General features: G+C 53.2%; 19 protein-coding genes. 9 read left to right on the forward strand and 10 right to left on the reverse strand.

Annotation, left to right across the window (positions count from 1 at the left end; translation table 11 throughout):
- Positions 1-14: 14 nt before the first annotated feature.
- The 4 genes from METH11B_RS0104925 to METH11B_RS0104940 are packed head-to-tail and all read right to left on the reverse strand — an operon-like array spanning position 15 to position 4162.
- Entirely contained in the window at positions 15-2204 is a 2190-nt protein-coding gene (locus tag METH11B_RS0104925; protein ID WP_026601068.1) for a chemotaxis protein CheA, read from the reverse strand.
- On the reverse strand, positions 2201-2533 hold the full coding sequence (locus METH11B_RS0104930; RefSeq protein WP_026601069.1) for an STAS domain-containing protein: 333 nt from the start codon (positions 2531-2533) through the stop codon (positions 2201-2203). The genes METH11B_RS0104925 and METH11B_RS0104930 overlap by 4 nt, the downstream gene beginning before the upstream one ends.
- Before the next feature lie 31 nt (positions 2534-2564).
- On the reverse strand, positions 2565-2933 hold the full coding sequence (locus METH11B_RS0104935; protein ID WP_026601070.1) for a response regulator: 369 nt from the start codon (positions 2931-2933) through the stop codon (positions 2565-2567).
- A 20-nt stretch (positions 2934-2953) separates the two neighbouring features.
- Positions 2954-4162 (reverse strand): methyl-accepting chemotaxis protein, encoded by a 1209-nt coding sequence (locus METH11B_RS0104940; RefSeq protein WP_026601071.1) that lies wholly within the window; start codon positions 4160-4162, stop codon positions 2954-2956.
- A gap of 182 nt (positions 4163-4344) precedes the next feature.
- Between METH11B_RS0104940 and METH11B_RS0104945 the strand changes: the two genes are divergently transcribed.
- Genes METH11B_RS0104945 through METH11B_RS0104955 form a run of 3 tightly spaced genes read left to right on the forward strand, consistent with a single transcriptional unit; the run spans position 4345 to position 6862 of the window.
- Positions 4345-5136 carry a CheR family methyltransferase gene (locus METH11B_RS0104945; RefSeq protein WP_269319497.1) on the forward strand — a complete coding sequence of 264 codons (792 nt, stop codon included), beginning with the start codon at positions 4345-4347 and terminating at the stop codon, positions 5134-5136.
- Entirely contained in the window at positions 5133-5729 is a 597-nt protein-coding gene (locus METH11B_RS0104950) for a chemotaxis protein CheD (protein WP_026601073.1), read from the forward strand. The genes METH11B_RS0104945 and METH11B_RS0104950 overlap by 4 nt, the downstream gene beginning before the upstream one ends.
- Before the next feature lie 38 nt (positions 5730-5767).
- Complete coding sequence (locus METH11B_RS0104955; protein ID WP_026601074.1) at positions 5768-6862, forward strand: protein-glutamate methylesterase/protein-glutamine glutaminase; 1095 nt, start codon at positions 5768-5770, stop codon at positions 6860-6862.
- Positions 6863-6875: 13 nt separating this feature from the next.
- On the opposite strand, the gene fucP is transcribed toward METH11B_RS0104955, so the two are convergent.
- The 5 genes from fucP to nhaR all read right to left on the reverse strand — a co-directional run bounded on the left by fucP (position 6876) and on the right by nhaR (position 13237).
- On the reverse strand, positions 6876-8132 hold the full coding sequence (gene fucP, locus METH11B_RS0104960; RefSeq protein WP_026601075.1) for an L-fucose:H+ symporter permease: 1257 nt from the start codon (positions 8130-8132) through the stop codon (positions 6876-6878).
- A 21-nt stretch (positions 8133-8153) separates the two neighbouring features.
- The gene (locus METH11B_RS0104965) at positions 8154-10346 is read right to left on the reverse strand and encodes a glycoside hydrolase family 3 N-terminal domain-containing protein (protein WP_231499586.1); all 2193 of its coding nucleotides are present in this window, start codon (positions 10344-10346) and stop codon (positions 8154-8156) included.
- Between the two features lie 368 nt (positions 10347-10714).
- The gene (locus METH11B_RS0104970) at positions 10715-11392 is read right to left on the reverse strand and encodes a thiopurine S-methyltransferase (RefSeq protein WP_026601077.1); all 678 of its coding nucleotides are present in this window, start codon (positions 11390-11392) and stop codon (positions 10715-10717) included.
- Positions 11389-12060, reverse strand: a complete 672-nt coding sequence (locus METH11B_RS0104975; protein ID WP_026601078.1) for a class I SAM-dependent methyltransferase — start codon at positions 12058-12060, stop codon at positions 11389-11391. The genes METH11B_RS0104970 and METH11B_RS0104975 overlap by 4 nt, the downstream gene beginning before the upstream one ends.
- Positions 12061-12334: 274 nt before the next feature.
- Positions 12335-13237: a transcriptional activator NhaR gene (nhaR, locus tag METH11B_RS0104980; RefSeq protein ID WP_026601079.1), complete on the reverse strand. Its 903-nt coding sequence runs from the start codon at positions 13235-13237 to the stop codon at positions 12335-12337.
- Between the two features lie 112 nt (positions 13238-13349).
- On the opposite strand from nhaR, the gene ppc reads away from it, so the two are divergent.
- From ppc to METH11B_RS0105005, 5 genes are all read left to right on the forward strand, one after another.
- Positions 13350-16271 (forward strand): phosphoenolpyruvate carboxylase, encoded by a 2922-nt coding sequence (ppc, locus tag METH11B_RS0104985; protein WP_026601080.1) that lies wholly within the window; start codon positions 13350-13352, stop codon positions 16269-16271.
- A 251-nt stretch (positions 16272-16522) separates the two neighbouring features.
- Positions 16523-16963, forward strand: a complete 441-nt coding sequence (locus METH11B_RS0104990; RefSeq protein ID WP_026601081.1) for a hypothetical protein — start codon at positions 16523-16525, stop codon at positions 16961-16963.
- A gap of 21 nt (positions 16964-16984) precedes the next feature.
- Positions 16985-19078, forward strand: a complete 2094-nt coding sequence (locus METH11B_RS0104995) for a peptidase domain-containing ABC transporter (RefSeq protein WP_026601082.1) — start codon at positions 16985-16987, stop codon at positions 19076-19078.
- Complete coding sequence (locus tag METH11B_RS0105000) at positions 19071-20381, forward strand: HlyD family secretion protein (protein ID WP_026601083.1); 1311 nt, start codon at positions 19071-19073, stop codon at positions 20379-20381. Before METH11B_RS0104995 ends, METH11B_RS0105000 begins: the two co-directional genes overlap by 8 nt.
- Positions 20382-20387: 6 nt before the next feature.
- Entirely contained in the window at positions 20388-22199 is a 1812-nt protein-coding gene (locus METH11B_RS0105005; RefSeq protein WP_026601084.1) for a TolC family protein, read from the forward strand.
- 64 nt (positions 22200-22263) lie between these two features.
- Here the strand turns inward: METH11B_RS0105005 and METH11B_RS0105010 are convergent, their stop codons facing one another.
- On the reverse strand, positions 22264-22740 hold the full coding sequence (locus METH11B_RS0105010; protein WP_036274250.1) for an FKBP-type peptidyl-prolyl cis-trans isomerase: 477 nt from the start codon (positions 22738-22740) through the stop codon (positions 22264-22266).
- A gap of 58 nt (positions 22741-22798) precedes the next feature.
- Here METH11B_RS0105010 and greB point away from each other — a divergent pair, with 58 nt between their 5' ends.
- A complete protein-coding gene (greB, locus tag METH11B_RS0105015) occupies positions 22799-23290 on the forward strand; it encodes a transcription elongation factor GreB (protein WP_026601086.1) in 492 nt (163 codons plus the stop codon).
- Positions 23291-23295 lie beyond the last annotated feature (5 nt).

The following is a 23295-nucleotide window of genomic DNA, read 5'->3' on the forward strand; positions in this document are numbered from 1 at the left end:
TTAAAGGGGACAGTTCACTGTTCATACATCGGCACTTTTCGGTGCTTAAAACTGGTTGCCGAGTCAATCAGACCCTGCACATCTAAAATTAAAGCTACATTACCGTCGCCCAACACAGTAGCGCCGGTAATACCTTTAAGTTTTTCGAAAACCCTGCCCAAAGGCTTGATGACAGTTTGATGCTCGCCATGCAATTCATCGACAACAAACCCGGCTTTGCTTTGCCCGAACTTGACCACCACCACGCTCTCGCGCTTCCTAGTGGTATCTTGGGAACCGTTCCGAAAGTAATCCGCTAAACGCAAATACGGTAAAACCTGGCCGCGTAAATTAATGTAATGCTGTAATTCATCAATTTCGCATTCGTTGGCATTCATCTCGATGCATTCGTCCACCATACTTAGAGGGATGATGTAGCGGTCCTGACCGGTACCTACCATAAAACCATCGATAATTGCCAGGGTCAGCGGTAAGCGTATGGAAATGGTGGTGCCCTCGCCTTCTACGCTGTCTATCTCGACGGAGCCGCGTAAGGCTTCGATATTTTTTTTCACCACATCCATGCCGACACCGCGCCCGGATAAATTGGTGGCTTGATCCTTGGTGCTGAGTCCGGCGGCGAATATCAGATTGTGAATGTCTTGTTGGGACAAATCGTGATCGGGTTTAATCAAACCGTTAGCTAATGCTTTGGCGAGTATTCGCTCGCTGTTCAAACCAGCGCCGTCATCGGCGATTTGAATCACGATATGCCCGGATTCGTGGTAGGCATTGAGTTGCACCGTTCCTTGTGCCGGCTTACCAACGGCGAGCCGCTGCTCGGGACTTTCAATGCCGTGATCGAGGGCGTTGCGGATCAAATGCGTTAACGGATCGTTGATTTTTTCGACGACCGTTTTATCCAACTCGGTTTCGCCGCCGCTGATAAAAAGTTCGATGTCTTTATTCAATTCTTTACTAACGTCGCGCACCACCCGTTTAAACCGGGAAAAGGTTTCGCCGATTTGCACCATGCGCAATTCCAATGCGGTATCGCGAATACTGCCGACTAAGGCATTCATGCTGGCGGCCACATCGCCGGCATCGCTGAGGCCATGCCGCTCAACGATCAAATTCATCGCCGCACTGGAAATCACCAGCTCACCGACCAAATTGATCAAATGGCCTAGTTTGGTGGCATCGACCCTAATGTAATTGGCTTCGCTTGCCAGTTTTTGTTTGGTCTGCTCCTGTTTTTTCAGCGCTTGATCGACCAATGGCTGCTGTACGACGTGTTGCTCGACCAGTATTTCGCCCAACGGTTTGCTGGGGGCTTCCTGTTCCGCATCAACACTCGCCTGCTGGCGTTGCAAGGCATGATTGACATCGTTTTGAGTCAGGGCGCCGACCTGCACCAGCATATCGCCCAAGCGCTTAACATGATTGTCATCCTGAGCATTCAACAGATTTAGATATTCCTCTAGTTTGGAATTAGGCGGCAAAATTTTGATATCGCAATCGTCCGCGGCAAAATCAAACACCGCCTCTATCGTCTGTTTATTCGCATCGCTCTGAAAAGCAATTTTGAAATGCAAATAGCAGCTTTCCGGATCCATGTCGTCACCGACCGGCATTTCCGAGGCTACGGTAAGAATTTGTTTAATCTCTCCCAAGGTGCGCAGATAGCGAATAAACGACAAGGGATCCATGCCGTTTCTGAAAGCATCTTTCTGAAACTCTAAAGAAATGAGCCAGTTGTCGTCCACCGATATTTCGCCGCCGCCTTCAATTTCCAGCTGGACAATATCGTCGCTCTGCTGCATGTCGGTCGTTTGCCGTCCGGTCAACTGCCGAATCAAACGTTCTCCGTCCGCCGCCAAACTCGCCGGTAATGCCGCGTCTTTCTGCGTCAAACAATGTTCGATCAATTTAGCCGTGTGATCTTTGCTGTCCAATAATACAGAGATTAATTCCGCGTCGATATTGCGTTCACCGTTACGCACTTTATCCAGAACGGACTCGGCTTCGTGGGTAAAGCCCACAATGACATTGAAGCCAAACAATCCGGAAGAGCCTTTGATGGTGTGCATGGCCCTGAACAAACTATTGATGGTTTCGCTATCGTCCGGTTTGCTCTCCAGAGACAACAAAGCGTCTTCCATATCCGTCAACAACTCTTCAGCCTCTTGGGCGAAAACCGTTAAGGCAGCATCAAATTCGCTCATGATGATTTCCAATCTGCGGAGATTACGATAGGGTCCCCGAAATGCTTACTCAGGTTAAGCAGTTCCAACACTTCAACGACCGCCTCGCTATGTTGACTGAGGCTAAAGCTGATATCGCGGCTAATGGCTTCCTGCTTCAGAAACATCAGTAATTGCAAACCGGCACTATCTATTTCAGTGACATCGGCAAGATCGATTTGCATGTCCTTAGCCGAGCTTAGATACTGGGATAGTGCTTGTTTGTGTTCAAGCACCGAATAAATAGTTAATTCACCCTGTATAGCTAGATGGGTGAAGCCGTTTTTTTGTTGTTTTAGTTGGATAGCCAAGGTTTTCTCCCCTTGTGCGGCGGAGTTGTTTTTAAGGCAACACCAATTTGGACACCGCGTCGAGTAAAGTGGGGGCCTGAAACGGTTTGGTCAGCCAGGCTTTCGCCCCTGCCGCCTTGCCAGCCTGCTTTTTATCGTCGGCGGCTTCGGTAGTCAGCATCATCATCGGAGTGAATTTGTAAGCCGCTAATTTTTTGGCTTCCGTAACAAAGGTTATGCCGTCCATATTCGGCATATTCACATCGGTGATGATCAGATTGATTTTTTGCCCGGTTAATTTACTCAGCGCATCCCGGCCGTCGCAGGCCTCGATCACATCGTAACCCGCGCCTTTAAGGGCAATACCGACAACCTGCCGGATGGATGCCGAATCATCAACAATCATGATGGTTTTAGCCATTACTCAATCCTTCATTAAATTTAGAAAAATGTAATCTCGTCGTTGGCGGAAGTACTTTGGTGACTCACTGCCGTCCCGGAAGAGTGATTCAATAATTCTTCCGGCATCGTGTAACTGAGCTCCATTCGAGCCAAAGTTGCCCCGACATCCAGACTATTCGCTTGGCGCTCGCCGCTATTACGCGTAGCGTCCACCGCGCTTTGCAGGCTGTTTAGATTGTGTTCGACATGCGACAGCATTTGGCTGACCCGATCCTGAAACTGGAACGCCGTCAACACCGAGAAAATTTCATCACGAATTTGCGCGCTGTTGCCACGCAATTGGTCCGCATCGTTTCTGAACATATCCAAGGCCACCCTTAAATCGTCCAGTGCGGTGCGGATGGCGTGTTCGGCATCGCGGATCGATTTGTCGTCCGAAGACCCGGATGCCTCGGACATTTTCAAGGTGGAGGCCATGGCTTTGTTGATATCGGCAATAGCGTGGCTGATCTTTTCCCCGGTAGACGACGAAAAACCGGCCAGTTTACGGACTTCATCGGCGACAACCGCAAAGCCGCGGCCATTTTCGCCTGCCCGTGCCGCTTCGATAGCGGCATTAAGCGCTAATAAATTGATTTGTTCGGCGACCTTGCGCACCTCCTGCGCCATGGTGTCCAGTTGACCGGTATGCGCGGACAGTTTACGAACCTCGTCGACCACCGCGTGCTCAACGTCTTGAATTTGACTTAAAACTTTTAGAACCGCAGTCAAGGCATCCCGGGTTTCGCTGAATAACACGTCGACACTGCGGCCTTGACGGCTCTGCGCCCCACCGGAAATCAGTCTCTCCAATTGATTGACCATGGCGGCAAAGCGGCTGGTCAGCACGGTGATTTCCTGTTCGGTATGCGTTCTGGAGGTTTGTACTTGTCTGAGCAGAATGGGCACTACTTGCAGAAACAAACGCTCCAGCTCGATCGCGTATGCTTCAAGATCTTGCAGCTTTAAGTCTTCGTCGCCACGCCAAGCCTTATTAGCTTCATTCAGCACGGCTTGCTGCTTGTTGTACAAAGTAGACCCGACCAGAACGCCGGCAAAGCCAAGCGCAGCGGTGGCTCCCATGCTGATCAAACTGAAACCGGTTTGCACGCACGCTAACAATCCGCCTATCACTCCCAGCCCGACCGTCAACAGATAAAAACCAAGTGGACCGGGGCTTTTGGCTATAGGATAAGGTTTTCGAAGCATGGGAATTCCGTTTGGGTTTTGGGTATGTTAAGGATAGTAGAGAGTTTTAGACTTGCATTCAACCCAGTACCATCTTAGGTTTTTCGTTAATGTTAAGTTCTCAGCAATTCATGTAATTAATTACTGACATAATTGCTTCGTAAATCCTTACTAACGGAGAAGATTTTATTAGCATAGCCCCTATCACGACCGAAGAATTCGAACGCTTCAGACGTCTGATTTACGACCATGCCGGCATCGCTCTGACACCGGAAAAGAAAATCATGGTAGCCAGCCGGCTAGCCAAGAGGCTCGACTATTACCAGCTGCATAATTACGGCGAATACTATCAGCTGGCTATCAGCCCCGATTATCCTCATGAATTTCAAACGCTGGTCAACATTCTGACCACCAATGAAACCTATTTTTTTCGAGAACCCAAACATTTCGAATTCTTCCAGCAGCAGATTCTTAAACCTTGGCGCGGCGAGCAATTTCGGGTTTGGAGTGCGGCCAGCTCGACAGGAGAAGAAGCCTATACTTTAGCGATGGTACTGGCGGAGAACCTAGGCATGCGCAATTGGGAGATTTTCGGCTCCGATTTGAGTACCCGAGTGCTGGAAATTGCCCGTCAAGGCGTATACCCGCTGGACAGACTGGATCATATGGACAAACGTCTGCTAGAAAAATATTGTCTGAAGGGCGTGCGCAGCCAGGAAGGTTTTTTTCGCGTGGATAACAAACTGCGCAGCCGAGTCAAATTTGATCAGGTCAATCTGATGAGTTCACTGCCGCCAGCATTGGGTAGGTTCGAAGTGATTTTTCTGCGTAACGTTCTAATATATTTCGACCAAGACACCAAAAAACAGGTAGTCGAACGGCTGATTACCGCCCTAAAGCCTGGCGGACATTTCATCATCAGTCATTCGGAAAGTCTGCATCGGGTCACCGAACAGTTACAAATGATCAAACCCTCGATATACAGGAAACCATGAAAGTCCTGCCCTTCAGAGATACCCAACGTATCGTCATCGACCCGGGCGAGTTCTATGCCTCCCGCAAACCGGAAGTCATTTCGACGCTGTTGGGCTCTTGTGTGGCAGCCTGCCTATACGATCCGATCAATCGGGTATTTGGCATGAATCATTTTTTGCTGGCTTATCGCTCTCACTCCCACAATGTACCTATCATTGAGTCCGAAGAAGGCCGCTACGGCATTTATGCGATGGAATTACTGATCAACGACATGATGAAACTCGGCGCCAACCGGCTGAATCTGCAAGCCAAATGTTTTGGTGGCGGCAACGTTTTAAAGCTGCGAGAAGACAAAAACCGCAAGGAAACCGTGGGCGATGTGAATGTTTTATTCATCAAAGAGTTTTTAAAAAAAGAAAACATTCCTATGCTTAGTGCCTGTCTCGGCGGCAATATCGGCAGAAACGTCCATTTCGTCGGTAGCGATTATTCGGTCTTTATCAAAAAAATCGACCACAATCAGCAACTGTCTCTCGAAAACGAAGAACGTCGCTATTGGAAGAAAAACATCGACGAACACGAAAAATCCAGAAGCAATGCCGAATTCTGGTAACCGGTTCAAGACCACTAACAGGCAAACCCAAGGACACTATGACAGACACAAAAGTATTTATTGTCGACGACTCTGCGGTGGTACGGCAGGTTTTGACCGGCTTGCTCGACAGCCTGCCGGGCATCAAAGTGATTGGCGCCGCGCCGGATCCGATCTTTGCCTTGACCCGCATGGAAAAAGACTGGCCGGATGTCATTATCCTGGACATCGAAATGCCGCGCATGGACGGTATCACGTTCCTGAAGAAGCTGATGCATGAACATCCTACCCCGGTGGTGATCTGCTCGACGCTGACCGCCAAAGGCGCGGAAGTCACAATGCAAGCTATGAGTGCCGGTGCCGTTGACATCATCACCAAACCCACCGTTAACCTGAAAGGCTTTCTGCAAGACTCGAAAACGCTGCTGGCCGATGCGATTAAAGGTGCTTCGCATGCCAGACTAAAAAAATCGGCGGCCCCAATCGGCAAGCCCGTGGATGGCAGCCCGAAATTAACTGCCGACGCAGTGATTTCCCCAACAAGCTTGATCTCGATGACGGAAACCACCGACCGCGTCGTCGCCATCGGCACTTCAACCGGCGGCACCCAGGCTTTGGAATACGTGTTGACGCGGCTACCCCGCACCACGCCGGGTATCGTCATCGTCCAGCACATGCCGGAGGCATTTACCGCCGCATTCGCCAAACGGCTGGACAGCCTATGCCAGATCACTGTGAAGGAAGCCGAGCAAAATGACCGGGTGATTCCCGGACTGGCCTTGATCGCGCCAGGAGGTAAACACATGTTGTTACGGCGCAGCGGTGCGCAATACCGGGTAGAAATCAAGGATGGCCCGCTAGTGAGCCGCCACCGTCCCTCGGTGGACGTGCTATTCCGTTCCGCTGCGCAAGCGGCCGGCAAAAATGTGCTGGGCGTAATTATGACCGGCATGGGCGACGACGGCGCACACGGCATGAAGGAATTGCACGATACAGGGGCGCTGTGCATAGCCCAAGATGAGGTTAGTTGCGTGGTCTACGGCATGCCCAAGGAAGCAGTGAAGCTGGGTGGCACGGATGGTGAGCTTCCGTTATCAGCTATCCCCAACTTGATTATACAGTCGCCGAACCGGGCGAAATTCTTGAAAGGTTAAAGAGCAGGTTTAATTACAACTGGCGGCAACGATAACCGTAAAAGGCGATGTACAGATAGCACGTTAAAGGGATAAAAAAAGCGTGCTGAATGCCAATATGATCGGCAAACGCGCCTTGCAGCAGGGGTAAAATAGCCCCCCCAACGATGGCGGCACAGAGAATGCCGGAACCTTGGCCGGTATGGCTGCCCAAGCCGGTTAAAGCCAGCGAAAAGATGGTGGGAAACATGATGGAATTGCACAAACCCACCGCTAGTATCGTAAGCATCGCCTGCGTACCGCTGCCCAGCATCGTCGCCAATACTAAAGCTGCCGCGGCCAAGGCGTTAAACGCCAGCACCTTGCCGGGATGGATTTTCTGCATCACCGCCGAACCGATAAACCGGCCGACCATCGCCCCACCCCAGTAAAACGACACGTATTTGCCGGCATCCTGCTCAGCCAAACCGGCGATATCCGGCTCGCCGAGAAAGTTAACCAGAAAACTGCCAATCGACACTTCACCACCCACATAGACAAAAATCGCCACGGCGCCCAATACCAAATGCGAATATTGCCAGGCACTGCCGCCCTCTGCGTGCGCGCCACCAGCCTCGGCTTGCTGATTAATCTTCGGCAACTTCAGCATAGCAAACACTGCGGCCATTAAGAACAAGACTGCCGCCAGAAATAAATACGGATTCTGCACCGCCGCAGCTTCCGCCGCTTGATAAGCCGACAATTGCTCAGCGTCCAGCAGTTTTATCTCCTCCGCGCTTTTTACCGCATTAGACAAAATAAACAACGCCCCAAAATACGGCGCTAGTGTGGTACCCAAGGAATTGAAGGCCTGGGTCAAGGTCAAGCGGCTGGACGCGGTGTGCGGATCGCCCAACACTGTCACATACGGATTAGCGGAAACCTGCAACAAAGTAATCCCGGAAGCCAGCACAAAAAACGCTCCCAAAAACAAAGGGTACGAATGCAGCCCCGCCGCCGGATAAAACAGTAAACAACCGCAACCGGCAATCGCCAAACCCACGATGATACCGCCCTTGTAATCGATTTTTTCCACCAGATAACCGCTGGGCACCGACATCAAAAAATAAGCGGTGAAGAAACAAAACTGGATCAACATCGCCTGGGTATAGCTCAGCGTAAACACCGCCTTTAAATGCGGAATCAGGATGTCGTTAAGACACGTAATAAAGCCCCAAATAAAAAACAGCGAGGTCAGAATAGCTAACGAGCCCGTATATGACTGTCTACCTTGGTTTTGTTGATCCGGCATGAGTTAATCCCGCAAATTGATTTAGGGTTTGGCAACGTGGAAACGTGCGACTTCATTACCGACCATCACCTCAAACTCCCCCGGCTCGACGATGCGCCGCATATCTACACCAATAAAGGACATATCCTGCGGCGTTAAGCTAAATTGTAAGGTCTGCTCCGCGCCGGGTTTTAACTCGACCTTTTTAAACGCCTTTAACTGTTTCACCGGCCGCGACACCGAAGCCGCGACATCATGCAGATACACCATCACGGTTTCCTTACCGGTCAGCCCGCCGGTATTTTTCACCTTAACGGTCACATCGATATTCTCGCCCATCGCAATGCTATCTTTGCTCAGACGCAGACCGCTGGTCTGGAACGTGGTGTAACTCAAACCGTGGCCGAACGGATACAGCGGTCGATACTGATTGGTCTCGAATGCCTCTATAGGCTTGTGGTCGTACATCACGATATCGTTGCTATCGCGCGGATAGGAAATCGGCAATTTGCCGCTGGGATTGGTATCTCCGAACAAAATATCGGCCATCGCCGCCCCGCCTTCCATGCCCGGCAAAAAGCCCAACACCACGGCCTGCGCCTTGTTAGCTATTTCGGTGATGATACGCGGCCTACCGCCGAACGTGACTAGAATGACCGGCTTGCCGATTTCGAATATCGCTCTAGCCAGTTGCAATTGCACCGGATCGAGATGCAAGGATTCGATATTGCCCTCGGTTTCGGTGTAGGTTTTTTCGCCTAGCGCCAAAATCACCACATCGTGCTGACGCGCCTGAGTCACTGCCTGCTCGATATTAATTTCGTCGCTGAAATTTTTCCCGCCCACGTAAGTGACTTTACCGCTGGTTTTTTGCTGCAGGGCCTGTAACAAAGTCGGCTTGTCTTTTGGATACAAATGTTCGGCGGCACCCTGCCAGGTGATGGTCCAACCGCCGTTCATCACGCTTAACAAATTCGCGGTCGGCCCGGTCACCAGAATACTGGCGTGCTTGCTCAAGGGTAAAATATGCTGCTCGTTTTTCGCCAAGATGATTGCTTCCCGCGCCGCTTGCCGATTGGCAGCGACCGCGTCTTCAGCGACAAAATTGCCTTTTACAGCCAGCGCCGGCTCGCGTCTTTCAAACAAACCGCTTTGATACTTCACCCGCAAGATCCGCGATACCGCTTCGTCGATGCGAGTCATCGGCACTTCGCCGGATTTAGCTAAATCCAACAGCAAATCGTAAAACGAGTAATCGAACGGCACCATACTCATATCAATGCCGGCCATTACCGCCATCTTCACCGCTTCGCGCGGGGAGGCAGCCAGTTTGTCGCGGGTATATAAGCGGCTGATGTCGGCCCAATCGGACACAGTAAAGCCTTTAAAACCCATCTCGCCGCGCAAAATGGTATTTAGGTAATGATGGTTGACGTGCCCGGGAATACCGTCCACTTCAGCAGAGTTGATCATCACGGTCGGCGCTCCGGCTTTTACACCGGCCTCGAAGCCGGGCAGAAAATATTCGCGTAACGCCCGTTCGCCTATCCAGGCCGGAGTGCGGTCCTTGCCGTTTAAGGGATAGCTATAGCCGACATAATGCTTCAAACAGGTTGGTGCTTTGTCCGCTGCCGCAAAATCGTCGCCGTGGTGGCCTTTGATATAGGCACTACCCATCGTCACCGCCAAATGCACGTCCTCGCCATAGGTTTCCCACAAGCGCGGCCACAGCGGTTGCCGGCCGATGTCCATCACTGGCATGAAATTCCAATCCAAACCCGACGCCTTGACTTCGCGGGCAGTAACTTCGCCTTCCTTGAAAGCCAAATCCGGATTAAACGTTGCCGCCATGCTGATAGCTTGCGGGAACAGTACCGCGTTTTCGGTATAGGTAGCGCCATGAATTGCATCGATACCGTAGAGCACTGGAATTTTCAACCGGGTTTTCGCGGCCACCTCGCGAATCGCTTGGGTCATCCGCCGCCATTTTTCGATGGGCTGGGTCTGATTATTCGGCGTGGTTGGGGTGTTCAAAATCGAACCTATATGCCGGTTTAGTATGGCATCTTCCAGTTTGGCCTGATCAATCGGATTATCGGCAATCTCGCCGTTCACTACCGAAACGACGCTGAAGTCGATCTGGGTCATCTGCCCGACTTTTTCTTCCAGGCTCATTTGACCCAATAAGGCCTGGACCTGCGTTTCAACATAGTCGTTTGTTTCTTGTGCACTCACGCCGGACTCCAACGCCACGAATAGGAAAAGAATTAAAAAAGCTAATTTTGTTTTCAAGAGATTTGCTTGGTTTGAATGATGCCCGCTCAATCGATTTTTATACCTGACTTACGCATGGCAAAAGTCTGGTCAAACATAGCAAGGCGCTCGCAATTATTGATAAAAAGAAATAGTTACAACTCCGCGAACCACTAAAAATCTGCCCCCTCCTGATAAGAGGGACGCTGGTGTAGCATGCTGAATAGTTACAAAAAAACTCAAGCTGAGATTTTCGCCACGCTATAACCGAGCTGCCGGGATAGTGTATCCAGACCAGACGGCGATGTCCTTCATTTTATGACAGCCGCGCCACAAAGAATGTGTCGGCGTTACGTTTGGCTTGGCGTTTTACCGGAAAGCTGATACACCTTGTACAGCCCGGCTTCACCAGCCGCAAATGCTTGCGAATCCGCCTCGTCTATGCGTTGCACATGACTGAGTTCGATCATAAAGTCCTTGCCGTATAACGCGATGATTTCGTCGGAAACATCGTCAGTCTCATCGCTAACACATTCCAGTTCAAGGTCCTCCGCGGTCAACAGCAAGATAGTCGCGGTCTCCGGCACGATGCGTCGCAGCTGCGACACATATTGCCCGCGAATATCTTCGGGCAAGGCGGTTAAGGCCGCCCGGTCGTAAACGGTATCGATTTTCCCTAATTCGGCGGCGCTTAACGCAAAATAATCACCGCACAAAATACTTAATCTGCCGCTACGCCACAGCGTAAATTTACCCAAACGCCGCCGCACCGGCCGCAGGCGGTTTTCTTTAAAAAAGGCCTTTACGGCTACTTCGCTTAATTCGACACCGATGACCTGATGCCCTTGCTCGACCAGCCAAAGCATATCCAGACTCTTGCCGCACAGCGGTACGAAGACCCGGCTGCCTGGGGCCGCGTGCAGGCTCGGCCAGAATTGCGCCAGCAAACTATTGACGGCAATCTGATGAAAATCGGTACGCCGGTCGCGCCAAAACTGCAACCACAAGGCGTTATCGCGCCCGGTCATGCCACATCCCCAACGACCACTTGGCTGAAGGTCAGAAATCGGCCTTTGTAATGCTCGCCGTTTTCAGTCAGACGTTCGGCAATCCGGCTGGTGCAGCCATAGCCCAAAGCCATCATTTCCCGACAAAATCCCACACGATTGCCGCGATCAGGATCGACAATAATGATTTGTGCATTCGGCGCGGCGTGCCGGTCGATGAATTTAGCCAACTGTTCGGGCTGCTGGCGTTCGTAAAGCACATCGCTGCCGATTATCAGATCAAACTGACCCAAGCCCGGATTGCCGATTTCCCAATTGCCGGTTTTATATTGCAACGGCCCCAGTTTATTTAGCAGCAGATTTTCGTTAAGAAACGTCTCGCTCAAAGGATGCCAATCGCTAACGGTAATATCGCCAGCCCGCCGGTGAATCACCAGACTGGCCAACCCCAAACCCGCGCCGATTTCCAGGACGCGCTTCCCCACCAAATCGACACTATGCATAGCCAAAGCCAGCACCCGCGCGGACGGCCAAACCTTGCCGAACAGCGACCAACTGGCGGACGAAATCCCGGCCAGCTCAGCCTCGCCGAACGGATCGGCATATTGCTGCAAATCGGCTAAAGAACGAATCACATAATCGAAACCGGCAACGGTGACGGTCTCGAATTTGACACGATAATCTGACATTGAGGGTTACAGCGACAAGGTTGTGCATCAGGAAAAGGTTCTGATCGAAGGGCACAACGCTTCCTGAAAAGAGGCATGCAGGCCGAAAAGGCACTCGCGGAGTTACCCGGAAACGGGAGACTGTTTATGCAGGGTAACACATTGTTAGCGCTAACACGGCAGTAGCTAGCTCAGTGATAAGGAATTGGAGGGAATGGATTCAAAGCTTTGATAGCGTGACGCTGACCGATAGCAGCTATACCGCTCTCCTCTCAAACCAAAATCGCTCGACATGTTATGCGGGAAACAATTTATCCCGCGCATTTTCCAGAATCGCTGTCACGGCCGGATGCTTGAGTTTACGGCGCATGGTGATGGCATAGAAGCGCTCATGTACCGAGTCGATGCGGCCGATGGCCTGCACACCGTACTGGCTTTGGATTTCCGCTTCGACATTACTCGGCGCGACAAACAATCCCACCCCGCCGCTACCAAAGGTTTTAATTAACGCGCTGTCTTCAATTTCGGCTTGGATAGCTGGGCTAATGCTTTCGGTGTCAAACCATTGATCCAGCGAACGCCGCAACGACGTATTGGCGGTCGGCAGCAAGAACGGCGCGCCGCTCAAGCAGCGCGGGAAATTTTGACTATAGGTCGCGGCCAAAGCCGGCGCGCCGAACACGGTCACCCCGCATTCGCCGAGCAGGTGGTTAAACGCTTTGGCGCCACTGGTCGGTGTCAGTGGCGCATCGGACAAAACTATATCCATCCCTTGCATGGCCATCTCGCTCAAAAGCCGCTCGGTTTTGTCCTCGTAACAAAGAACCTGCACCGGTTCCGGTAAGCGAAAAGCCGGCGCCAGTAAGCGGTAAACCACCATCTTCGGTAGTGCGTCCGCCACCCCCACCACCAGACGCAGAGCCCTTCCGGTCGGCCGGCCCTTCAAGGTATTGCTGAGTTCTCTGCCCAACGAAAAAATTTCTTCCGCATAGTTAAATACCACTCGACCGGTGTCGGTGAGTACTAGTTTACGGCCTTGTTTATAAAATAATTTTTCGCCGATTTGCTGTTCCAGAACCGCTAATTGGCCGCTGATGGTCGGTTGCGCCAAATGCAGTTTCTCGCAAGCGCGAGTGATGCTTTCTTCACGTGCGACATTCCAGAAATAAAACAAATGTTGGTAGTTGATACGTTCCACAGCACTCAATGTATAGATATTTACGATGAATTTATTCTAAACATTCTATTTAACAATATCAAAATGCTGCGCTAGGCTATGACGCAACCGTAACCTAACCTGAGAACTGAACATGCAAAAGCTAAAAGCCCTGCACGGCGAAGACACTGCTCCAAGTACCGGATCCGCGTTAGCGGAGTACGACAAGTCAGCGTTCGAACTGGATAACCTCAGCGCCAGCCAAATCCTCAGTGATCGCCTGGCCGATGTCCACTGCGACGACAAAGAATTACGCAGTTCGATACGCCTGCTCGGTTCGATATTGACTAAAGTGCTCACCGCACAAGCCAAGCCGGAAGTCGCTACCGCCGTCGCGCAGTTGCAACGCAAGTTTGCCAGCTTGCTCCGAGAAGGCAGCGCCAACCGCCGCCGCCAGTTCATGGAGATTCTGGAAGACTTGGATGCGGAAGAAATAGGCGAAGTGGTGCGGGTGTTTAACGGCTATTTCAGCCTGATCAACATCGCCGAAGAATCGCACAATCTGAATTTGCGCCGGCAAAACCAGACCGGCCGCTACTGGCCCGGCTCGTTTCACGACACACTGATCAAATTGCGCGATAGCGGTGTCAGTGCCGATAAATTACAGGTTTTATTGGACGAGATGCTGTATTTGCCGGTGATGACCGCTCACCCCACCGAAGCCAAACGCCGCACGGTCAAAAGCGCTTTGCGCAATGTCTTTCTCAGCCAGGAGGCCTTGGACGATCCACGCTTACGTAGCCAACAGCGCAGCGAGGCCCTGGACAAGCTGCAAGCACAGATTCAATTGCTGTTAAAAACCGACGAAGTGCGCGCCCGTAAACTGGGCGTGGCCGACGAAATCGACGCCGGTTTGTTTTATTTTTCGCTGTCGCTATTTCAGGCCACCACCTTGGTTTACCGGAACTTGCAACGTGCGCTTAGCGATGTGTTTGGTGCCGACGTTGCCGGCCAAATCCGCATCCCCAGTTTCCTACGGTTTGGTTCCTGGATAGGCGGCGACCGCGACGGCAATCCGAATGTCAAACCGGAAACCACCGAGCTGGCCTTACGCATGCAGGCGCAAACCATCATGCAGGAATATCTTGCCCGCCTGGATCAATTGCGCGGCCAGTTGTCGCATTCTTACGGCCTTTGTGACTTGGCGCCGGAATTTATCGACAGCCTGCACGCCGACCGCGCCATGTTGGGCGCGGCGGTCGCGGACTTGGAAAAACCGTATTTGCAGGAACCTTACCGGCACAAACTGATATTGATGAAATATCGGATGCAATCCACCTTGCAACGCGTGCAACAACAGTTACAGGGCCAACCGGAACAAGCCAATCGCCATGCCTATGCCAGCGTCGCCGAGTTTTTACAAGATCTGCGCTTGATCGATGCATCCTTGCGCAGCCACGGCGACGCCAATATCGCCGATCTTGAATTAGCCGATCTGATTCGCTTGGCCGACGTGTTCGACTTTCACTTGATGCAACTCGATGTCCGACAAGAATCGACTCGCCACAGTGAAGCGGTCGCGGAAATCCTGGCGGCAGCATTGAATATTGACTATCTGGCGCTGGACGAAGCACAACGCATCGCATTGTTAGCCGAGGCTATCGCCGCACCGGGTGGCTTGATGTTCGACGCCGCTGCGCTAACACCGGCCAACCGCGAAACGCTGGAGTTGTTTACGGTGATGGCGAAAATGCGCCGGGAAATAGGCCCGAATTGCTTTGGTAAATATGTGATTTCCATGACTCATTCGGCCAGCCATGTCTTGGAAGTCTTGCTGCTGGCTGCACAAGCCGGCTTGGTCGGCAAAATTGGCGGGCATTGGCATTGCCATATCGGCGTCAGCCCCTTGTTCGAAACCATAGACGATTTAAACCGCATTTCCGACGTGCTGACACAATTGTTCGATACCGCCTGCTACCGGGAGCTGTTGCGCGTCAGCGACGACCGCCAGGAAATCATGCTCGGCTATTCGGATTCCTGCAAGGACGGCGGTATCCTGGCATCGGCTTGGGGCTTGTCGCGCGCGCAGCGGCAAATTATTGCGATCAGCGAGCGTTACGGTTTGAAATGCCGCTTATTTCATGGCCGCGGCGGCACCGTCGGTCGCGGTGGCGGCCCAACTCACGAAGCGATCCTGGCCCAGCCGCCCGATACCGTGCGCGGCCAGATCAAATTTACCGAGCAAGGCGAAGTGCTGTTTTATCGGTATAACAACATGGAGACGGCGGTCTACGAATTGACCATGGGCGTTACCGGCTTGCTGAAAGCCAGCGTCAGCCTGGTGCAAGCCGTACCGGAGGATCATGCGGAGGATTTGGCGGTGATGGACGAATTGGCGCGGATCGGCGAGCAAAGCTATCGCGACTTAACCGAACGCACACCCGGCTTTTTGGATTATTTCTACGAAGCGACACCGGTGGGCGAAATCGGCGGCTTGAACATCGGTTCGCGGCCTTCGCACCGCAAAAAACTGGATCGCTCGAAAAACTCGGTGCGGGCGATAGCCTGGGTATTCGCCTGGGCGCAATCGCGGCAGACGTTTCCGGCTTGGTACGGCATCGGTTTCAGCTTGGCCAGCTGGTGCGCCGGCAAACCCGAGCGCTTGGAAACGCTGCGCCGGATGTATCGGGACTGGCCGTTTTTCCGCAACCTGCTCAGCAACGCGCAAATGGCATTAAGTAAATCCGACATGAACATCGCCCGCGAATACGCGCAATTGTGCAACGATCCGGAAACCGGCAAACGTGTTTACAACCTAATAGCCGGCGAACATCAGCGCTGCGTGGAGTGGATATTGGAGATAGCCAACGCCGACCGCTTGCTCGCGGAAAACCCGGCCTTGGCGGCATCATTGCAACGCCGCGATGCCTATCTGGGCCCGCTAAACTATCTCCAGGTATTTTTGATCCGGCGACTGCGGGAAATGAATACCGAGAATGCCGCCAACAGTCCGTGGATGAAACCCTTGTTGCGCAGTATCAATGCGATTGCCGCAGGTATGCGCAATACCGGCTGATGTGATTAGCCCGGCCCTGAAATACCGTTCGTCCTAAGCTGGTCGAAGGACTCGCCAAATCAGGCTTAGACAGGCTTAGCCCAAACGGTGAACAGGGCCGGGTTAATAACAAAGGGAAGCCGGTCCGGAGTGAAGTGAATTTAGGTTATTTGTACAATATTTGTCATCAGGACATCGTATAACGAATGCGCCCTTCTCCCCTGAATAGTGAGAAGGGGCTTTTTCGGCAGACTCTAAAAGGGAGGAGAACCATGCAAAAAGCCTACGCATTGGCACACTGGTTGAGAGTAATCATCATTAATACCGGGCGCTGGCTGTTTGAAAACAAGCCTGCCATGGCAATCTTGACCCTGATATTCTTATATAAGTTTGGCGACACCTTGCTACCCTTTCTATGGCACATTCTGCATCTGGCGATCGAAGTAGTCGAAATGCTGGCCGAGCATTTTTTGGAACATGTGTTTGGGGTAACGCCGCGTCAGGCCGAGTTTATTGTGTTTTGGACCGGTCTGACTTTGCTCGGTACCGTGGTTTGGCACTTGTCGTATAAAGCTTATCTCGTGGCCGTGCAAGCATGCGAAGCCGCTTGGCAGAACTGGTGTGAAAAAGCCGGCCCGGCCAAATTACTCGCGACTCTTAAGCTGACACTTTTGTTGGGCATACTCGGCAAGACCATGCTGTTATTCGTTTAAACCGATAGGATTTCGTTACGTATGAGCACCGCCTCAGGATTTAAGGAACACCCGCACCGAAAACAATCGACGCTGACCCTACTGGAGTTTTTATTCGGCTTGCTGGAGATGCACAGCCAAGCCCAAGGACTTACGGAGCGTTTGCTAGAATCAGCCGGCGACGATACTCAGGCAGCGCTGGTCGCTATCGGCGACCATTTGGGCTTGAACATGGAGAGTGTGCTGCTCACACCAACCGCCGCCGCAAATGCCTCCGCCCCGCAAACCCCACTACTAACCAGCCTGTCCGACGGTTACGGCTGGATAGTCCTGTACGGATTTCGCGGCGGCAAAGTCAGAGTGGCTTTGGCCCAAGGTGAGGTCATCGAAGAGCGCCTCGTCAAGCCCGCCGACATCGGTAAATTACTGGGCCGATCCGATGCCGGCATTAGCGAATGGCTGTTAGCGCAAGCTCAGGCGCCGTTTGAGAATGCCGTCAGCCAAGACCATCACGCGCACATGCAGCCATTCCGCCGCTTGCTGGAACTGTTACGCGCCGACCGCCACGATCTCTGGCTATTGTTGGGCTTGGCTTTGGGCTCCGGCTTACTGGCCCTGGCTTCGCCGGTGGCGGTGCAAGCGCTGGTCAATACCGTGGCGATGGGCGGCATGGGTCAGCCTTTAATCGTGTTAGCGACCATCCTGTTTTTCTTTCTAAGCTTCGCCGGCGCGGTCTATGTGCTGGAATCCTATCTGGTGGAAATCGTGCAGCGGCGGATTTTCGTGCGCCTGGCCGCCGACTTGGCCCATCGCTTGCCCAGGGTGCGTAGCGATACCTATGACAGTCAACACGGCGCGGAACTGGTCAATCGCTTTTTTGATGTATTGACCTTGCAAAAAGCAGGTTCGTCGCTGCTATTGGACGGTTTGAGCACAGTGGTGCAAACCTGCGTCGGCCTGATCATGCTGGCCTTCTATCACCCCTTCCTCTTGGCTTTCGATGTGGTTTTGCTATTGGCTATCACAGCGATAGTATTTTTGTTGGGCCGCGGCGCGGTCACGACGGCGATTCAGGAATCCATCAGCAAATATGCCTTGGTAGCCTGGCTGGAAAACGTGGCCGGCAACATCCAGACCTTTAAATTCGGTAACGGTGCAGCGATGGCCGCCAACCGTACCGACCAACTGGCACTGGATTATTTAACAGCCAAACGCCGGCATTATCGGGTGCTGTTGGGCCAAGTGATCGCCTCTGTGGCCTTATATGCCATCGCCAGTACGGCCTTGTTGGCTATCGGCGGCTATCTGGTAATAGATGGCCACTTAACCTTGGGTCAATTAGTCGCAGCGGAACTGATCGTCTCGTCGGCCTTACTGGCCTTGATCAAATTCGGCAAGCATCTGGAAGGCTTTTACGACCTGATGGCCGGCACGGACAAGATCGGTCATTTACTGGATTTGCCTTTAGAAACTTCCGCTGAGCTGGATGCAGAATTCAATGGTCCGGCGTCTTTAACGATCAGCAATTTGAAATTTGGCTTCAATTCGCAGCGGCCATTGTTCGCCGATTTTTCCATGCACGTACAGCCGGGCGAAAAAGTCGCGATTTTAGGTGGCCCCGGCAGCGGCAAAACCGCCCTGGCCTCACTATTAAGTGGGATGCGGCAAGCACAAGCCGGGCAGATACAAATCAACGGTCAGGCTCTGGACGATCTGCGCCTGAGCAGCTTGCGTCAGAACATCGCGGTGGTCAGCCGACTGGAGATTTTTCACGACAGCATGCTGGAAAATGTCCGGCTCGGCGATGCGAACTTGAGCGTCACCGATGTCGAGCGGGCCCTAGCCAAGGTCGGCCTAACCGGCATGGATTTGGATACCGTGATGAGTCCCGGCGGCTCACCGCTTGCCCATAGCCAAGCCATACAAGTCATGTTGGCTAGAGCCATCATCGCCAGCCCAGCCTTATTGATCGTGGATGGCATAGTCGATGGGTTGGATGCCGGGTTGCAGCAGCAGTTGGCACCGGCACTATTTGCCGCCGATGCACCCTGGACGCTATTGCTAATGACTGGATCAACAGAGACGGCCGCACTTTGCCAACGCGTTATTCATTTGCCCGGAGCCGCCCATGACTGATTTACAGATTAGGCTGTCCGCGCTATCGGCGGCCCACACCCCGCGCCTGGTCAGCAGTTTAGCGCGCGCTTGCGTCTGGCTATTTCTGTTGACTCCTCCAGCCCTGCTACTGACACCGTGGCAACAAAACATCAACGGCAACGGCCGGGTCTCGGCCTTTGCACCGCTCGAACGCCAACAGAATTTAGATGCGCCGGTTTCCGGGCGTATCGTCAGTTGGCATGCTAAAGAAGGCACCAAAGTTAAGGCCGGCGATTTGCTGATGGAAATCACCGATGTCGATCCGGAATTGCTGGAACGCCTGCAACAACAACGCGCGGCAGCTGCTGCTAAATTGGCGGCCAAGGAAGCAGAGCTAAAGGCATACCGTCTGCAAATCGACAACTTGATTGCCACCCGCGATTTACAAGTGGCTACCGCGCAATACCGGCTGGATGTGGCCCGGCAACGCGCGCGCTCAGCCAGCGAAGCCATTGCCTCGGCGCGCGCTACGTTGGAAACGGCTAGTGTGCAAACCCAGCGCCTGCAACGCTTGATCGGCGACGGCTTGGTGTCGCAGCGCGATTACGAAGTCGCGCAACGCGACGGCATCGTAGCGCAACGCAGCTTAAACAGCGCCCAAGCCAGTCTGGAAGGTGCATTGGCCGAACAACGCGCCGCCGAAGCGGAAATCGGCCGGATTCGTGCTGATGCCCAAGCCCGAATCGACTCGGCGACAGCCTCGGCCAACAAAACCCAAAGCGAACTGGAAGACAGCCGCAGCAGCCTGTTAAAAAGCGAAGTGGATGTGTCCCGGCAGCAGTCGCAACAAATCAGAGCGCCGCGCGACGGCAGCATCCTCAGACTGCTGGCCAATCCCCAGAGCGACATCGTCAGACAAGGCGATCCGCTGCTGGTATTGGTGCCGGACATGGATGTGAAAGCCGTGGAACTCTGGGTGGACGGCAATGACGCCGTCTTGATCACCCCAGGCCGGCATGCGCGTCTGCAATTCGAGGGCTGGCCGGCCTTGCAATTCGCCGGCTGGCCGGAAGTGGCCGTAGGCACCTTCGGCGGTTTGGTGGCTTTTGTGGATTCTACCGACGACGGCAAAGGCAAATTTCGGGTGCTGATCGTACCCGATCCCAATGACCGGCCCTGGCCGACTGAACGCTTCGCCCGCCAAGGCGTGCGGGTAAAAGGCTGGGTGTTGTTGAACCGGGTAACGATGGCCTACGAACTGTGGCGTCAACTGAATGCCTTTCCGCCGCAAATGACTACGGAAGCGCCAGCAACCGATCTGGTCAGACAAAAATTGAAATAAGCGCTTATGAATCGTTTTGCATCCCGTCACCACCACACAGGGGCTACGGCCAAGCAGTTGCAGGCCTGCGGGCGGCGCATCGGCACAATATTGCTGATACCTTTACTGGTCAGTTGCGGACAGTATCTCGATACCAGCCCCGACCGTAAACTCGTGAAGCGGGTGGAAGAACGTCTGAATCCCGATGAGGGTTTGCCGCTACCGGCCATTTCGCAGTTGCCGCCGCAAACCGTGGAGCAGGCCTTGCCCAAGTTTAAGGAAGGCCGGCCAAAATCGGCGACCATCCTGCCCCCGCCCAGCGCGGCTAAACCCGAGTTACCCAAAGTAGCGCCGGAAACTAGCAAGCAGCTATCCATCTCGGACGTGCGCAGCATGGCTTTAGAAAACAATTTGGACCTGAAGATCGCCCAGGCCGACCCGAAAATCGCTGCCACCGCGGTTAGCGAAGAAGAAGCCAAATTCGACGATTTGATCTTTGCCAAGGCCAAATACGGTAAGAAAAACACACCCGCGCAAAATCTGGATGTGGTCAGTTTCACCCCGGTCGATCCCACTTCGCCGCTGAAGAATGAAATCGACAAACTCACCGCCGTGCCGCAGGAGACCGAAGTATTGGACATGGAAGCCGGCATCGTCATCCCATTGCGTACCGGCGCAAAAGTGACCGTCAGCTCGCCGTTCGACGGCAAACGCCAGTTTCGCGGCGTCGCTTCCGACCAATATCAAAATGCGCTGCGCTTCTCCATCAGCCAGCCCTTGCTGCGTGACGCCGGTATTTCCAATAACGTAGCAGGGATCCGCATCGCCCGTTACGAACAACAAGCGGTAGACGTAAAAACCCGCTTGCAGGCGATTCGAGTGTTGGCGATGGTCGAACGCGCATATTGGAGCCTGTATGTCGCCTGGGGCGAGTTGGACGTGCGCCGCCAACAGTACGAAAACGCCTCGAACAACCTGAACATGGTGAGAAAACGGGTGGCGGAAGGTTTGACCGCCAGCGTGGAAATCAACCGTGCGGAAATCGGCGTGGCCGAACGCCTGGAGTCGCTGATCATCGCCGAAACCAGCTTAAAAACCCGCCAGCGCCAGCTGAAATTATTATTGAACGCACCCGGTCTGGACCTGGACTCGCAAACCCTGCTGATCCCCGATACCTCGCCGACCCTGCTGGAATTTAATCTGGACCGCGAGCAGCTGGCACAACGCGCCTTGGACGGCCGTTTGGAATTGCTGGAACTGGAATTAAAGCTGGCCGCCGATTTGACCAAAATCGATTATCTCAGCAATCAAACCTTGCCGATGTTCATGCTGGATTACAACTACGCCGCGCTGGGCCGCGACACGTCGTCCTACGGCGGCGCTTTCGATCAGACCTTGAGCGGCAATTATTCGGATTGGTCGGTGGGCTTACGCGTGGAAATCCCACTTAGTAACGAACTGCGCCGGGCGCGTCTGGACCGGGCCGTGCAGGAGCGCATGCAGCGTCTGACCACCCAACAACTACGCGAATTGAGCGTACGCCGGGAAATCTACGACTCACTGGATCAAATGAGCCAGAACTGGCAACGCATTTTAGCCACCCGCCAAAACGTGGTGCTGGCCGGCTTGAATTACGATGCCGAGCTCAAGCAATTTAAGGAAGGCTTGCGCACCATGACGGAGGTGCTGGAAACCCTAACTAGGCTTGGCGAGGCTCAGCTGCGCGAAGTGCGGGCCATCGGCGACTATCAAGTGTCGATGATAGATTTGGCGTTTGCTACCGGCACCTTGCTGGGGCATAGCCGGGTGGATTTGGGCCTGAACACCACCCCTCATTAGGTGCTAGGTAAGCGATAAAAGCAGCGCGTTTACCGCTTACTGATTTGCAGCTAAGGGGCAGCTGCTAGTGATGACAACCTGAGCCATGGATATGGCCGTGGGCCACTTCATCGGCTGTCGCCGGCCTGACATCGATAACTTCCACATCAAAGGTCAAGTCTTCGCCGGCTAAAGGATGGTTACCGTCGATGGTAACATCGTCGCCGTCGATTTCGACGATGGTGATGATGCCGGGGCCGTGGCTAACGTCGGCATGAAACTGCATGCCAATATCGATATCCATACCGTCGAACATTTTTTTGGATACCACTTGGATCATTTCTTCGGACACTTCACCGTAAGCCTGATCGGCCGCTATAGTGACGTTGAATTTATCGCCTGCTTGCTTGCCGTGTAAAGCAGCTTCCAAACCCGCAATAATGTTGCCCGCGCCATGCAAATACAACAACGGCTCTTCGCCTCTGGAACTATCCAGCTGCTCACCGTCTTGGTTGGTTAAGGTATAATGGATGGAAACAGCCGTTTTGTCTGTGATTTGCATAAGCGTCTTCGCTGGATGAAAAAAAGCCGACATCATATAACCTTTTCCCCGAAAAAACATGTCACGCTGGCGACCGCCCCGCCCTAAATCTTCGCCGTACATCACCGCCGAAGGCTATCGCACCCTAGAAACCGAGCTAAAACAGCTCTGGGAACGGCGTAAAGATGTCACCATTGCGCTGTCAGCCGCTGCCGCAGAAGGTGATCGCTCGGAGAACGCCGAGTATATCTACCGGAAAAAGGAACTGCGGGAAATTGACCGGCGCATTCATTATCTCCAAAAACGTTTGCCATCTTTGACCGTGGTATCCGAGAAGCCGGCCAATCGTAATCAAGTGTTTTTCGGCGCCTGGGTGACTTTGGAATCGATGGACGGGCAGGAAATCACTTATCGCATCGTCGGTGCTGACGAAATTGACACCACCGGCGGCTTGATCAGCCTAGACTCGCCTTTGGCGACGGCCTTATTGAAGAAGATGCTGGACGACGAAATAACCGTCCGACACGCCGAGCAAGAAACGCGTTATTACATCACCGCCATTCGTTACTGAAATAG

The sequence above is a fragment of the Methylomonas sp. 11b genome, assembly GCF_000515215.1.
Lineage (GTDB): Bacteria > Pseudomonadota > Gammaproteobacteria > Methylococcales > Methylomonadaceae > Methylomonas.

Bases quoted from the DNA above. Each gene is read 5' to 3' on its own strand.
- METH11B_RS0105010 (WP_036274250.1), bottom strand. From the start codon at position 22,740: ATGCAAATCACAGACAAAACGGCTGTTTCCATCCATTATACCTTAACC.
- METH11B_RS0104950 (WP_026601073.1), top strand. From the start codon at position 5,133: ATGAAAGTCCTGCCCTTCAGAGATACCCAACGTATCGTCATCGACCCG.
- METH11B_RS0104935 (WP_026601070.1), bottom strand. From the start codon at position 2,933: ATGGCTAAAACCATCATGATTGTTGATGATTCGGCATCCATCCGGCAG.
- greB (WP_026601086.1), top strand. From the start codon at position 22,799: ATGTCACGCTGGCGACCGCCCCGCCCTAAATCTTCGCCGTACATCACC.
- fucP (WP_026601075.1), bottom strand. From the start codon at position 8,132: ATGCCGGATCAACAAAACCAAGGTAGACAGTCATATACGGGCTCGTTA.
- METH11B_RS0104925 (WP_026601068.1), bottom strand. From the start codon at position 2,204: ATGAGCGAATTTGATGCTGCCTTAACGGTTTTCGCCCAAGAGGCTGAA.
- ppc (WP_026601080.1), top strand. From the start codon at position 13,350: ATGCAAAAGCTAAAAGCCCTGCACGGCGAAGACACTGCTCCAAGTACC.
- METH11B_RS0104940 (WP_026601071.1), bottom strand. From the start codon at position 4,162: ATGCTTCGAAAACCTTATCCTATAGCCAAAAGCCCCGGTCCACTTGGT.
- METH11B_RS0104955 (WP_026601074.1), top strand. From the start codon at position 5,768: ATGACAGACACAAAAGTATTTATTGTCGACGACTCTGCGGTGGTACGG.
- METH11B_RS0104970 (WP_026601077.1), bottom strand. From the start codon at position 11,392: ATGACCGGGCGCGATAACGCCTTGTGGTTGCAGTTTTGGCGCGACCGG.
- METH11B_RS0104990 (WP_026601081.1), top strand. From the start codon at position 16,523: ATGCAAAAAGCCTACGCATTGGCACACTGGTTGAGAGTAATCATCATT.
- METH11B_RS0104995 (WP_026601082.1), top strand. From the start codon at position 16,985: ATGAGCACCGCCTCAGGATTTAAGGAACACCCGCACCGAAAACAATCG.
- METH11B_RS0104975 (WP_026601078.1), bottom strand. From the start codon at position 12,060: ATGTCAGATTATCGTGTCAAATTCGAGACCGTCACCGTTGCCGGTTTC.
- METH11B_RS0105005 (WP_026601084.1), top strand. From the start codon at position 20,388: ATGAATCGTTTTGCATCCCGTCACCACCACACAGGGGCTACGGCCAAG.
- METH11B_RS0105000 (WP_026601083.1), top strand. From the start codon at position 19,071: ATGACTGATTTACAGATTAGGCTGTCCGCGCTATCGGCGGCCCACACC.